Source organism: Bradyrhizobium sp. Ghvi (assembly GCF_900115265.1).
Classification (GTDB): domain Bacteria; phylum Pseudomonadota; class Alphaproteobacteria; order Rhizobiales; family Xanthobacteraceae; genus Bradyrhizobium.
The window spans coordinates 109,871-122,610 of sequence record NZ_FOVU01000006.1 but is presented as its reverse complement, the minus strand read 5'-3'; the positions used below and the strand labels follow the sequence as shown (position 1 = coordinate 122,610).

At 63.2% G+C, this 12,740-nt stretch carries 12 protein-coding genes; 3 read left to right on the top strand and 9 right to left on the bottom strand.

Features of this window, described 5'->3' with window-relative positions; translation table 11 throughout:
* Positions 1–2: 2 nt before the first annotated feature.
* The gene (locus BM374_RS23500; protein ID WP_092297306.1) at positions 3–629 is read left to right on the top strand and encodes an FMN-dependent NADH-azoreductase; all 627 of its coding nucleotides are present in this window, start codon (positions 3–5) and stop codon (positions 627–629) included.
* Between the two features lie 23 nt (positions 630–652).
* Here the strand turns inward: BM374_RS23500 and BM374_RS23495 are convergent, their stop codons facing one another.
* Genes BM374_RS23495 through BM374_RS23470 form a run of 6 tightly spaced genes read right to left on the bottom strand, consistent with a single transcriptional unit; the run spans position 653 to position 6,518 of the window.
* A complete protein-coding gene (locus tag BM374_RS23495; protein WP_092298010.1) occupies positions 653–1,702 on the bottom strand; it encodes a LacI family DNA-binding transcriptional regulator in 1,050 nt (349 codons plus the stop codon).
* Positions 1,699–2,343 (bottom strand): ThuA domain-containing protein, encoded by a 645-nt coding sequence (locus tag BM374_RS23490; protein ID WP_092298007.1) that lies wholly within the window; start codon positions 2,341–2,343, stop codon positions 1,699–1,701. The genes BM374_RS23495 and BM374_RS23490 overlap by 4 nt, the downstream gene beginning before the upstream one ends.
* Positions 2,344–2,353: 10 nt before the next feature.
* On the bottom strand, positions 2,354–3,451 hold the full coding sequence (locus tag BM374_RS23485; RefSeq protein ID WP_092297303.1) for a Gfo/Idh/MocA family protein: 1,098 nt from the start codon (positions 3,449–3,451) through the stop codon (positions 2,354–2,356).
* A 22-nt stretch (positions 3,452–3,473) separates the two neighbouring features.
* Positions 3,474–4,322 (bottom strand): carbohydrate ABC transporter permease, encoded by an 849-nt coding sequence (locus tag BM374_RS23480; protein WP_092297300.1) that lies wholly within the window; start codon positions 4,320–4,322, stop codon positions 3,474–3,476.
* A complete protein-coding gene (locus BM374_RS23475; RefSeq protein WP_092297297.1) occupies positions 4,315–5,256 on the bottom strand; it encodes a carbohydrate ABC transporter permease in 942 nt (313 codons plus the stop codon). The genes BM374_RS23480 and BM374_RS23475 overlap by 8 nt, the downstream gene beginning before the upstream one ends.
* Positions 5,257–5,258: 2 nt before the next feature.
* Positions 5,259–6,518 (bottom strand): ABC transporter substrate-binding protein, encoded by a 1,260-nt coding sequence (locus BM374_RS23470; protein WP_092297294.1) that lies wholly within the window; start codon positions 6,516–6,518, stop codon positions 5,259–5,261.
* Positions 6,519–6,681: 163 nt separating this feature from the next.
* On the opposite strand from BM374_RS23470, the gene BM374_RS23465 reads away from it, so the two are divergent.
* The gene (locus BM374_RS23465; RefSeq protein ID WP_092297291.1) at positions 6,682–7,440 is read left to right on the top strand and encodes an SDR family NAD(P)-dependent oxidoreductase; all 759 of its coding nucleotides are present in this window, start codon (positions 6,682–6,684) and stop codon (positions 7,438–7,440) included.
* A 70-nt stretch (positions 7,441–7,510) separates the two neighbouring features.
* Here the strand turns inward: BM374_RS23465 and BM374_RS23460 are convergent, their stop codons facing one another.
* The 3 genes from BM374_RS23460 to BM374_RS23450 all read right to left on the bottom strand — a co-directional run bounded on the left by BM374_RS23460 (position 7,511) and on the right by BM374_RS23450 (position 11,123).
* Positions 7,511–8,569 carry an ABC transporter permease gene (locus tag BM374_RS23460; protein WP_092297288.1) on the bottom strand — a complete coding sequence of 353 codons (1,059 nt, stop codon included), beginning with the start codon at positions 8,567–8,569 and terminating at the stop codon, positions 7,511–7,513.
* The gene (locus BM374_RS23455; protein WP_092297284.1) at positions 8,566–10,092 is read right to left on the bottom strand and encodes a sugar ABC transporter ATP-binding protein; all 1,527 of its coding nucleotides are present in this window, start codon (positions 10,090–10,092) and stop codon (positions 8,566–8,568) included. The genes BM374_RS23460 and BM374_RS23455 overlap by 4 nt, the downstream gene beginning before the upstream one ends.
* A gap of 65 nt (positions 10,093–10,157) precedes the next feature.
* Positions 10,158–11,123, bottom strand: coding sequence for a sugar-binding protein (locus BM374_RS23450; protein ID WP_092297282.1), 966 nt, complete (start codon positions 11,121–11,123; stop codon positions 10,158–10,160).
* Between the two features lie 252 nt (positions 11,124–11,375).
* Between BM374_RS23450 and BM374_RS23445 the strand changes: the two genes are divergently transcribed.
* A complete protein-coding gene (locus BM374_RS23445) occupies positions 11,376–12,662 on the top strand; it encodes an ROK family protein (RefSeq protein ID WP_092297279.1) in 1,287 nt (428 codons plus the stop codon).
* Positions 12,663–12,740 lie beyond the last annotated feature (78 nt).

Below are 12,740 nucleotides of genomic sequence, written 5' to 3'. Positions count from 1 at the left end.
CAGTGGCAAAGCTCCTGCACCTGTCCTGCTCGCCACGCGCCGACTCGGAGTCGAGCGCCGGCGCGCGCACCTTCCTTGACGGGTTCCGCCAGGCCCGCCCCGACTGGGACATCGACGTCGTCGATCTCTGGCGCGAGCGGATGCCGGAATTCGCGGGGCCCATCGTCGATGCAAAATATGCACGCATGAAGGCGCAGGCCTTCAACGACACGCAGCGGGACAGTTTTGCCGAGGCCGAACGAATGGCGCTGCGGTTCTCGCTGGCCGAGCGCGTGCTGATCTCGACGCCGATGTGGAATTTCGGCATTCCCTACAAGCTGAAGCAGTGGCTCGACATTGTCATTCAGCCGGGCCTGACGTTCCGGTTCGACCCGGCACAGGGATATCTCCCTCTCCTGAAGGACCGACCTACCATCATCATCCTCGCCTCCGGCAGCGATTTCGCCACCGGCATGAACCGCGGCCGGATCGATATGGCAACGCCGTACTTGCGCGAGGCGCTTCGCTTCATCGGCGTCAGCGACGTGCGCTTCGTGCCGATCGGGCCAACGACGGGCCCTGATGAACCGGTCCGCGCTGCCCGCAGCTCTGCCCACCGCCGACTGGCGGAGATGGCGAAGCGATTCTGAGCGAGATGCGCGCGAGCTGGAGCTTACGGCAGATTGTCCCGCAGGAAAATGTCGATACGGATGCGCTCCTGATCGGGGCTGATCGGCTCTCCCATGCAATGCGCCAGCAACACCCGCGCCGCGGAGCGCGCCTCGTGGCCGGGATCCTGGTTGATGATGGCACCGAGCGTGCCGCGAACCAGGAAGCGCCGCGTGTGCTGGGTGAGCTCATGGGCGATCCAGACCACCTCGCGCGCGCGGCCGGACGCTTCCAGCGCCTCGGCGATTCCGCGATTGCCGGCGCCGCAGCAGTAAATGCCACGCAGGTCCGCATGACGCTTGAGCAGCGCGGCGGTGAGCTCCCGCGTCAGCTCGCTGTCGTCGCGGCCCTCGATGACAGGCAATGCCGTCAGGTTGGGATATTCGCTGGACAATATCTGATGGAAGCCGAACTGCCGCTCGGCGTGATCGCGCAGCGACAACGATCCCGCGACCACGGCGACTTTTGCCTCGCGGCCAGAGAGAAAGCGCCCCATCAGCGTTGCCGCGGTTCGCCCCGCGGCCGGGTTGTCGATACCAACATAGTGCAGACGGCGCGAACTCGGTGCGTCCGACACCAGCGTCACCACGGCGACGCCGCGCGCGGTGAGCTCGTCGATCGCGGCGCGCACCCGGGGATGATCGAGCGCGATGACGGCGACCCCCTGATAGGCCGGAGAAAGGTTCTCCAGCGCGCGAGCCAGTACGTCCGGATCGAACACGTCGACATGAACGATGTCGATGAAGCCGCGCTGGCCGGCGAGCCAGTCCGCCGTGCGCTGGACCTGCTCGGTCAGGTTGGTCATGAAGCTGTTGCTGCCGGTCGGCAGCACGAACGCGAAACGGAACGTCTGTCCGCGCGCCAGCCGCGCTGCCGCAACGTCGGCTCGGTAGCCGAGCTTGGCGACGGCGGCCTCGACACGCGCGACGGTCTTGGCACGGACGCCCTCGCGCCGGTTGACGACACGATCGACAGTGGCGAGAGAAACGCCCGCCGCACGCGCGACGTCCTCCAGCGTGGCACGAGGCGCCGGCTGCGTCGCACCAGCAGTCATTCGCGCGCCGCCCATAGCATGCCGCGGGTCATCAACGTCCGGATCTCCGGCACGTCGAGTTCGTAAGCACGGTGGCCAAGCGAGGAATAGAACACCCTGCCCGCGCCATATCGCTTTTTCCAGACGACCGGCATCACCACGCCTTCGATCCAGGATGCGTGCTCGCCGGTAAAGGTCGTGGTCGCCAACACCTCGATGGCGGGGTCGACATGCATGTAATATTGCTCGGAACGATGCTCGAAACTCGTCAGGCCCTTCATGATGGGATCGTCGGGCCTGGTCACGTCGACCTTGTAATCGATGATGTTGCCGGGATGCGCAACCCACTGCCCGCCACACAGGAACTGGTAATCCACAGAATCGCGGAACGCATCGCACATGCCACCATGATGCCCGGCGAGCCCGACGCCGCCGCGCACGGCGGCGCAGAGATTGAGCGCGTCCGCCTTCTCGATCTTCGACATGGTGTAGATCGGGATGATCAGCGAGAGGTCGTGAATCCCGGGGTCGCCGAATGCCTCGGTCGTCGTTTCGATCCGAACCTCAAAACCTTCCGCCTTCAGCCAGCCGCGGATCATGGAAGCGCAGAGATCGGGATCGTGCCCCGGCCAGCCGCCCCATACAATCATTGCCTTGCGCATGGTCATTCCCTCAGTCGATCTGTCCGGTGTCACGTCCGGCCGGCAGCATCGCCGGCCGCTCGACGCGGTTCTCGATCTTGACGCGCCGCCCCTCGTCGGCCGATGTCTGGAACGCCTCCATCACCTCCAGCACGTGGAATGCGAGCGCGCCGCTCGCACGATGCGGCCGGTTGTTCAGGATCGCGGAGGCCATGTCGGCGACACCAATCGAACGGAACTCGCCTTCGACATGAGCGTGCGTCAGCGGCATCGATTCCCATTCGCCGCCGGTCTTCGCGACTTGCACTTCGCCGCCGAAGCGGTTTGGATCCGGCACCAGCATGCTGCCCTTGTCGCCATAGATCTCGATTGGCGTATGCCGGTGTTTTGGCACATCAAAGCTCATGGCGATCGAGACGACCGCCCCGCTTTCGAATTCGAGCGTGCCGGCAACATGGGTCGCAACCTCGACCGGGATCAAAGTGCCGCTCATCGGCTGGCTGGTGACCAGGCGCTCGGATTTCGGGCGTGCGCTCGAGCCCATCACGCTGGCGACGGGGCCGAGCAGTTGCACGAGATCGGTGATGTAATAGGGCCCCATGTCGAGCATCGGCCCACCGCCGCGTAGGTAATAGAACCCCGGCGCCGGGTGCCAGCGCTCGTGACCGGGGCAGCCGAAGAAGGCGCTGCCGGCGATTGGCGTGCCGATGGCGCCATCGTCGATCAGCTTGCGCGCGGTCTGGTGGCCGCCGCCGAGGAAGGTATCGGGCGCGCAGCCGACGCGGAGGCCCTTCTGCGCGGCGAGATCCATCACCTTGCGCGCCTCGGTGACATTGATGCCGAGCGGCTTCTCGGAGTGAACGTGCTTGCCGGCATTGAGCACCGCAAGGCTGACATCGGTGTGGGCCAGCGGCACGGTGAGATTGATGACGATCTCAACGTCTTCGCGTTTGAGCAGCTGGTCGACACGCATCGCCGGCAATCCGAAGGCAGCGCCCTGCCGCTCCGCGACATCGCTGCGCATGTCGGCCAGCGCCCTCACCTCCATGACCGGGAAGCGCTGCGCCGCCTTGAGGTAGGCGGTGCTGATCACACCGCAGCCGATGATTCCAACGCCGACTTTTCTCATTTTTATCTCCGTGAAATCCTGCTCACCCTTTGACGGCGCCCGCCGTGAGGCCGGCGACGATGTGCTTCTGCGCCAGCAGGAACAGAATGATCGTCGGCAGGATGGTGAGCGTGATGAAGGCCAGGATCAGGTGCCATTCGGACGAATATTCACCCTGATAGACCATGATGCCGAGCGGCCAGGGATAGAGCGCATCGGTGTTGAGCATGACCAGCGGCAGAAGATAAGCGTTCCAGCTGTTGACGAAGGTGATGGTCCCGACGGTCGCCAGGATCGGCCGCGACAGCGGCAGCGTCACGTAGCGAAAGAACTTGATGTAGCTGCAGCCGTCGACCAGTGCGGCTTCGAGCAGTTCGTGGGGAATGTCCCTGAAGAAGCGCCGCAGCAGCAGCACGCTCATGGCGAGGCTGAACGCGACCTGCGGCAGCGCGACGCCGAAATAGGTATCGAGCAGTCCGAGATCCCGCACCTTGATGAACAACGGCAGCACGGCGGTTGCGGCCGGAAACAGCAGGCCAAGCGTCAGATAGCTCAGCAGCATCGAGCTGCCGAAGAACTTGATGTGGGCGAAGGTAAACGCCGCCATCGAGGCTGTGATCAGGGTCAATGTCACCGTGAGCGTCGAGATGATCAACGAGTTGCGCAAGAGCTGCCAGTAGCGCCCCGAGAACAAAATGTCGGCGTAGTTCTGCCATTCCCAGTGCTGCGGCAGGCCGAACGGATGGACGCGCAATTCGCCAAGCGATTTGAAGCCGCCGAGCAAGGTCGCCAGCAGCGGTACCAGCACGAAGATGGCAACGGCAGCGAGGAACGCCGCCTTGAACAGCACGGCGGGATCGAACGGCGCACGGCTCGCCTCGGCACTACTCATCGCGCATGAACCATCGTTTGTAGGTGAAGGCAAAGGTCACGCAGATCACAAACAGGATGACACCGATGGCGCTGCCATAGCCGACCCGCATGCGGGAGATGCCGTTGTTGTAGAGGAAACTCACGATGGTATTGGAGGAATCCGCAGGTCCTCCGCGCGTCAGCGGCATGACGAGATCGAACAACTGCAGCGACCCGACGACCGCGAAGAAGACGGACAAGCGGATCGTCGGGTACAGCAGGGGGATGACGACATGGCGCAGGGCTTGCGTGCGCGTAGCGCCGTCGATCCGCGCTGCCTCGACTAGAGTCTTGTCGAGGCTCTGCAGCGCTGCGATGAACAGCATCATATGGAAACCGAAATACTTCCAGACGATCACGATCAGCACCGCCAGCATGGCCGTGTCGGTCGAGGCCAAGAGATGCGGCGGGTCGGCGCCGAAGGTCCGCCAGATCGAAGCGACGAGGCCGTAATCGCCGTCATAGACGAACGAAAAGATCAACCCGGTTGCGATCTCGGCCAGGATATAGGGCATGAAGAACAGCATGCGCAGCGCCACCGCGCCGCGAAAGCGATCGGCGAGCATCAAGGCCAAAGTTAGCGCAAGCGGCAGCTGGATCGCGAGCGAGACCGCGATGATCAACGCATTGTTGCGCAGCGCCAGCCAAAAGGCGCGCGTCTCCAGCACGAAGCGATAATTGCCGAAGCCGATCCAATGGGTCGGCCTGCCGAAACCATTCCAGTTGAAGCCCGAGTACCATGCCGCCTCGCCGATCGGCAGCACAACGAACAGCGTGAACAGCAGCAACGCCGGCGGCAGGAACAGGATCAGAACCGTGAAACGACTGTCCCAGTTCGGGCCGCGCACGGCGGCCAGAGGGGCCGCCTCGCCGGCAACACCGACCGGCGAGGACATCGCGATCCGTCGCGCCACGGTCAGTTACCTTGCTTGTACGCCGCTTCGATCGCTTTCGCCGCGTCCTGCGGGCTCATGCTGCCGCCGGCAATCTCCGCCGAAACGTCGTTGACGACGCGACCGACCGAGGGGCCGAGGCTCTGGTCATAGAAGTTCTGGTGATACTGCGACTTTGCGAGATTGGCCGCGATCATCTTCATGAAGGAGTTGTTGAGGCCGGCCTCCGCGCCCTGCACCACGGGGATGATGAAATTGCCCGCAGCAAGCCGCGTCTGCACGTCCTTGGAGATGAAGTACTTCAGGAAATCAACCGCCTCCTTCGGCGAGTCCTTGGTGACCAGCCAGCCGGTGATGCCGCCGAGCGTATCCGTCGGCGCGCCTTTGCCACCCGGGATGACAGGGAAATCGAACCAGCAGATCTTGTCTTCGCTCAATCCGACCTTGTCGGCGGCCAGCGCGCGCTGCAAATTGTAGACTGAGCTAATCGCGAGCGTCATCGCCGCCTTGCCGTCACCGAAATAGCCGACGGCCTGCGGGTTCTTGAAGCCGAGGAACCCGTTCTGGAACGGCTGGAGATCCACGAGCTGCTTGAACAGCTCGCCGGATTTCTGGAAGGTCTCGCCGGCGAAGCCGCCATTCTCGTCGCGCAGCGCCGCATCGAATGCCGCCTTACCACCGATGCGCACGGCAAGGTGGGTCCAGTAGAAGTGCAGCGGCCATTTGTCGGCACCGCCGACCACGATCGGCGTCACGCCTGCGGCTTTGATCGTCTTCACCGCGGCCAGCAGATCGTCCCACGTCTTGATGGCCGCCGGATCTACCTTCGCTTTGGCCATCAAGTCCTTGTTGCAGAGGAAGCCGACTTGCGACAGCGAAATGGGCAGCCCATAGACGCGGCCATTGCTCGTGAACGCAGCGAGCGCTGCAGGCGTGATGCTGTCACTATAGCCCTTGACCTGGTCCGTGATGTCTTCGAGCACGCCGGCATCGATCTGCGTCTTCAACACGCCGCCGGCCCAGCTGTAGATGATGTTCGGCCGGTCCTTGGACTGCAGAATGGTCGGCAGCTTGGCCTTGTAGGCTTCGTTCTCGAGGAACTGCATCTCAACCTTCACGCCGGGATGCGATGCCTCATAGGCACGCGCGACTTCCTCCCAGATCTTCACCTGGGCCGGATTCACCTCGATGTGCAGCCATTTGACGGTCGTATCGGCCGACGCGGAACCCGCCCAAAGCAGGCATGCGGCAGCAGTGAGTCCGAGCTTGGCGAGCAGCCTCATCACATCCTCCCGACGACGTTTATTGTTGACTGCAATCCTGCCTTCAGTTTTTGAGGTGCGCAACTAAAATTCTGACCTATGCACCTCACGAGCGGAGTGGCTATAGGGTCTGGAAAAGAGTCGGGGCCCGTCGCGGCGTCCGCAGCAAAACTGAGAGGTTCCCATGGCTGCCATCTATTCCGACCTCGCCGGCAAGGTCGTGCTCGTCACCGGAGGTGCAGCGGGAATTGGCGCTGCGATCGTGCGGCGGTTCGCAGAACAGAAATCGAAGGTCGTATTCTTCGACATCAAGGCCGACGAAGGCCAGCGCCTGGCGCGCGAGCTGTCCAATCAGGGACTGGCTGCGTATTTCCAGCACGTCGACCTGACCGACATCCCCGCATTGCGCGCGGGCGTCGCGGAGGCGCGCGAGGCACACGGCGCGATCAACATCCTGATCAACAACGCCGCGCATGACGAACGGCACACGACCGAGGAGATGACGCCCGAATATTGGGACGACCGCATCGCGGTGAACCTGAAGCACCAGTTCTTCGCATCGCAAGCCGTGCTGCCGGACATGAAGGCCGCGAACGCCGGCGCCATCATCAATTTCGGCTCGGTATCCTGGATCGCGGGACAAGGCGGCATGGCGGCCTACACCGCCAGCAAATCAGGCGTGATCGGCCTGACGCGCTCGCTGGCACGCGATTACGGTCCCTACAATATCCGCGTCAACGCGATCGCGCCGGGCTGGATCATGACGGAGCGGCAGCTCGAGAAATGGATGACGCCGGCCGGCGAAATCGAACTGCAGCAGCGGCAGTGCCTCAAGCGCCGGCTCGTGCCCGACGAGATCGCGAAATTCACCGTCTTCCTCGCTTCCGACGAGGCCTCCGCCTGCACCGCGCAGCACTACATCGTCGACGGCGGCTGGGTCTGAGACGCTCGCTGCGCCCCGACCTGCGCGAATACTTCTGTGAAAGCCCGGCTGCGCGGAACGAGCCGAAACGTCATCCGCGATCGCCCGTGCCCGTCGGCAGGGCCGCCGAGCCGCGTGGCGCGCCCGGCTCTTCCTGCAAGGCCGTCGCCTTGGGCGCGGTGCGGGCCACGCTGGCCAGCGCCATCTTGCGTTGCCGCCGGCTTTGCAATTGCCGGTCCGCCAGCACGCCGATCAGGATCACCGATCCCATCACCGCGAAGTTCAGGGAGTTGGGAATGCCGAGAATGTTGACGAGGTTCTGCAGCACCTGGAGCAGTGCCGTTCCCAGCACGATTCCGAGGATCGAACCCTCCCCGCCGCGCAGGCTGCACCCACCCAGGACCGCGGCGGCGATCGCATAGAGCTCGTAGAAATTGCCGAAAGAACTCGGCGAGACCGAGTTGGTGTAGAATACGAACATCACGGTTGAGATACCGGCCAGCCCACCGCTGATGATGTAGGCCGTCGCAATGACGAAATCCGTGTTGATACCGGAGAAGCGCGCCGCCTCCTCGTTCTTGCCGACGGCATAAAGCCAGCGCCCGTACACCGAGCGGTGCAGCAGAACGCCGAGGATGAGCGCAAGGATGACTAGAAAGATGAAGGTATTCGGGATGCCCGCGATGTTGCCTGAGGCAATGTTGCTCAGTGTGGCGGCTTCATCGCCATAGCCGAAGCCACGTGTCGAGTCGCTCGTATAGTACCGTGCGGTGCCGCGATAGATCAGCAGCCCGCACAAGGTCACGATGAACGGTTGCATCTTCAGCCGCGTGATCAGGAAACCCTGAATGGCGCCCAGTCCAATGCCACCCAGCAGCACGAGCAACAGCGCGAACGGCCAGGGGACCTCATAGGTCGTCAGCAGGTCGATGAAGACGACACCGAGCAGCGCGAACATCGAGCCGAGCGACAGGTCGATCCCCCCGGTGATGATCACGAGTCCCTCGCCGAGCGCGAACACGCCGAACAGACCGATGAGATTGGCCATGTTCAGCATGTTCACCAGCGACAGGAAGGCCGGATTGATTGCCCCCGTGATGGCCGAGACGAGAATCAGCAACACGGCAAGACCAATTTCCTTCTTCGTCATGACGTTACGACTTCCGTGGTTTGCACCGCCTGGCCCATCGCCAGCCTCAGCACGTTGTATTCACTGAGCTGATCGCGCTCCAGCACGCCGCTGACGGTGCCTTCATGCATCACCCCGACCCGGTCCGAGACGCCGATGACCTCCTCCATGTCCGAGGAGATCATCACTATCGCGACACCGCGGTCGGCAAGATCGCGCATCAGCGCGTAGATCTCGCTCTTGGCGCCGACGTCGATGCCGCGGGTCGGCTCGTCGAAGAACATCACGCGCGGCTGCATGGAAAGCCATTTGCCAAGCACGACCTTCTGCTGATTGCCGCCGGAAAGCGTCACCGCTTCGATGTCGATGCTGGGGGCCCTGATGGACAGGCTCTTTGACTGCTCTTTTGCGGCCTTCCGCTCGGCAGCCCCGTCGACCAGCCACATGCGCGCATAATTGGCCAAGCTCGCCAGCGTCACGTTCTCGCGGATCGGCATCTCCAGCACCAGGCCGGACTTCTTGCGATCCTCAGGCACCAGATAGATGCCCTGTCTGATCGCGTCGCGCGGCGAGGCGACGGCAACCTTCTCGTTGTCGATCCTGATCTCGCCGCCCAGCACCGGGTCGATGCCAAAGGCCGCACGGGCAAGAGAGGTGCGGCCGGCCCCCACCAGCCCAGCCAAACCGAAGATCTCGCCCCGACGCACTGAGAGATTGATCTGCCTGTCGGGGAAAGCGGTCGTGACGAGATCGACGATACTGCAGCCGCCCGGCTGCGGCGCCCGTTTCGGCGGCGTATACAGCGCCTTCAGATCACGGCCGATCATCAGCCGGATCATCGCGGCGTGGCTGAGCTCGTTGCGCGCCAGCTCTCCCACCGTGCGTCCGTCGCGCAGCACGACGACGCGGTCGGCACAGGTCATGATCTCACCCAGCCGGTGAGAGATGTAGATGACCGAGATGCCGTGCGCCTTCAGATCGGCGATCACCTCCAGCAGCCGTTCGGTCTCCGAAATCGTCAGGCTGGAGGTCGGCTCGTCCATGATGATGACGCGCGCGTCAATCGAGAGCGCCTTTGCGATCTCCACCATCTGGCGCTGAGCGATCGAGAGGTTGTCGACCAGCGTATCGGGGCTGAAATCGGCACCGAGCCGCGCCAGCAGGGGCGCCACGCTGGCGCGCATCTGCGCGTTGTCCACCAGCCTCAGACCGCCGCCGGTAAGCTTCTCGCGGCCGATGAACACGTTGGCCGCAACGTCGAGATTTTCGAACAGGTTGAGTTCCTGATGCACGAAGGCGATTCCGGCCTGGGTCGCCTCCCGCACCGTCATCCGGGGATGCGTGGTCTCGCCGACGCGGATCACGCCCTCGCTCGGCGCAATCACACCGCCCAGCACGCGCATCAGCGTCGATTTGCCGGCTCCATTCTCTCCGATCAGGCCCACCACTTCGCCACGCTGCAGGCGCAGGCTGACATTATCGAGAGCCCTGACGCCGGGATAGGACACGCCAATTCCGGCAAGCTCGAGCAGCGTCTCCACCATCAGGCGTTCCTTCTCCCGCTCAACGCCCGGCGGAGACAGCCGCCGGGCATCGAAGCGCGCTCACGTCACTTCTTGAGCAGTTCCTTCATCTGCGCCGTGAACTCCGCGACATTGGTCTTGTTGATCACCTTGGTCGGAACGATCAGCTTGCTGTCCTTGGGAATCCAGGACTTGTCGCCGTTCAGCGTCTTGATGATGTTGGTGGCCGACAGATATCCGAACTCGTACGGCTGCTGCACGACCGTCGATTCGATGGTGCCGTCGGAAATACCTCGCAGCGTGCGTTGATCCTCGTCGAAGCCGACGATCTTGACCTTGCCGGCCTTTCCAGCGGCCTTGACGGCGTCATAGATCAACGGCGTCTCGTAGCTCCACAGGCCGGACAGCAGCGCGATGTCGGGATATTTGACGAGAACGTTCTCCATGTTCGCCTTGGCCTTGGCGAAGTCGACCTGATCGGTGAACACGTCGACCAGTTCGACCTTGGTGCCCGCGATCGCGTCCTTGATGCCCTGCACGCGTTCGCGCGCATTGTCCGCGTCCATCGTTCCCACGAACAACGCGATCTTGCCACCGTTCGGCAAGGCCTTCTTGATCTCCTCGCCGGCCTGCCGACCGGCCGCGACGTTGTCGGTGCCGATATAAGCGAGACGCTTGCTCTGCGGCGCGTCGCTGTCCGTGGTGATCAGTACGGTCTTTTCCGCAACCTTGTTGAGCTCTTCGGTCGCGTGCGGCGCGTCGTCCACGGAGATGGAAATTCCGGCGACCCCGCGCACCAAGAGATCGTCCAGCTCCCGCCGCTGCCCGGCGGCGGTGCCTTCGTTGGTGACGATCAGCTCGATATTGTAGTCCGGATGCTCCTTCTGCGCCTTCTCGAGGCCGCGACCGGCGATGGTCCAGAAGTCGGCCGCAACGTTTGTGACCAGCGCAATCGTTTTCTTCTGCTGCGCCTGGACCACACCGGAGGTCATCGCGAGCACGGCTGCACTCGCACAAAACGGCACGATCCATTTCTTCAGTGAACTGTTCATCTGCACCTCCCTTTAGCCAGCCGGTATTCCCGGGGTTGACGTCGGGCGCTTGTTGCGCCCTATTTAATTTTGTGTGTGAATAAATTATGAGGGGGTAAGTAGCTCGTCAAGCGTGATCATTACCCCGCATTCACTCTCCAATAGCGCGGAGGGTAATATGTGACGCATTTGCCGCGCCTGCGACGACACCGTGCCGCATGCACCAAAGTCGAATAGTCCAATAATTTCAACTGATGAATTAAAGGATGGCGCATGGACGATGATCTCAAGCCGGCCCGCACTTCAACCCTGGCGCGGGGATCGAATCGCGGCCGCCTCATAGAGGCCCTGCGGCGCCACGGACCGATGCCGCGCGTGGAGCTCGCGCGCAATACCGGACTGAGCTTCCCGGCCATTTCGGCCATCACGTCGAAAATGATGGCGGAAGACCTGCTGTCGGAGACGGACGCGACGATGTCCTGGCCCGACGATGGCGGCGACGACGATGCGGACGGCAATGGCCGCCGCCGTGGCCGGCCGGCGATACAATTGACGCTCAATCCGGAGTTTGGCCGCATCGTTGCGGTTTCGCTGCGCATGAACATGATCGAGACGCTGCTCGCGGATTTCAGCGGCTCGGAGCTGGCGCAATCGCGGCTGGCGCTCGCGACTCGCGCGCTCGATGCAACGGCGCTGTGCAACAGCGTGATCGCGCAGATCGATTCCATGCTTGAGGTGACGGGCACCTCGCGCGACCGGCTGCTCGGAATCGGAATTGCGCTGCAAGGGATCGTGAATGCCGATACCGGGCGGCATCTTTGGAGCCCGGCGCTGTCGGTCACCGATGTCGATCTGGCGACGCCGATCCGCCGGACCTTCGAAGTGGACGTCGTGATTGCGAACGACGCCGTCCCGGTCGCTCTGGCCCTGGCTGCAGCCGAACCGGCGCTGGCGGAGGGTCTCGCAGCCACGATCACGGTCGGCCACGGCGTCGGAATGGGCGTCGTCGTCGACGGGGAGGCGCGCTGGGGAGTCGGCGCCAGCAGCGAGATCGGCCATGTCAAGCTGGCCCCGAACGGGCCGCAATGCCGCTGCGGCCAGCGTGGATGCATCGAGGCCTATCTCGCCGATTATGCGCTCTACCGCGACGCCCGCACCATCATCGACCTGCCGCCCGCGACCTCGCAACAACCGTCGGAGGTGCAGATGGCCTTGCTGCGAGACAGAGCACGGAACGGCGATCCCCGCCTCGAGCAACTGTTCCGACAGGCAGGCAACGCACTTGCTGAGGCGGTCGCCGTGACAATATCGGTGCTGCGCCCGCATCACGTCGTCCTGGCCGGTCCCGGCTTGCAGGCCTTCGACATGATGCTCAACGCCTATGAGGAGCGATTGGAGCAGGCAGTCTTGCCATGGCTGCTCAAGTCCACGCTGATATATGTCCGCCCCAGCAAGTCGGCAGCAATCGTCGACGGCATGGTGCGGCGGACGCTAGGGGTCGTCGACCGAAATTTCATGGAAACGGCCGAGCGAACACCGAGGCCTGCGGTGCTCGCCTGAGTTTAGCGTTGCAACCGAGTGCTGCACGCAGTCTTGCGGCCCGGCGGCTTGTTTCATCCGAGCTTTGCTTCATCGTTC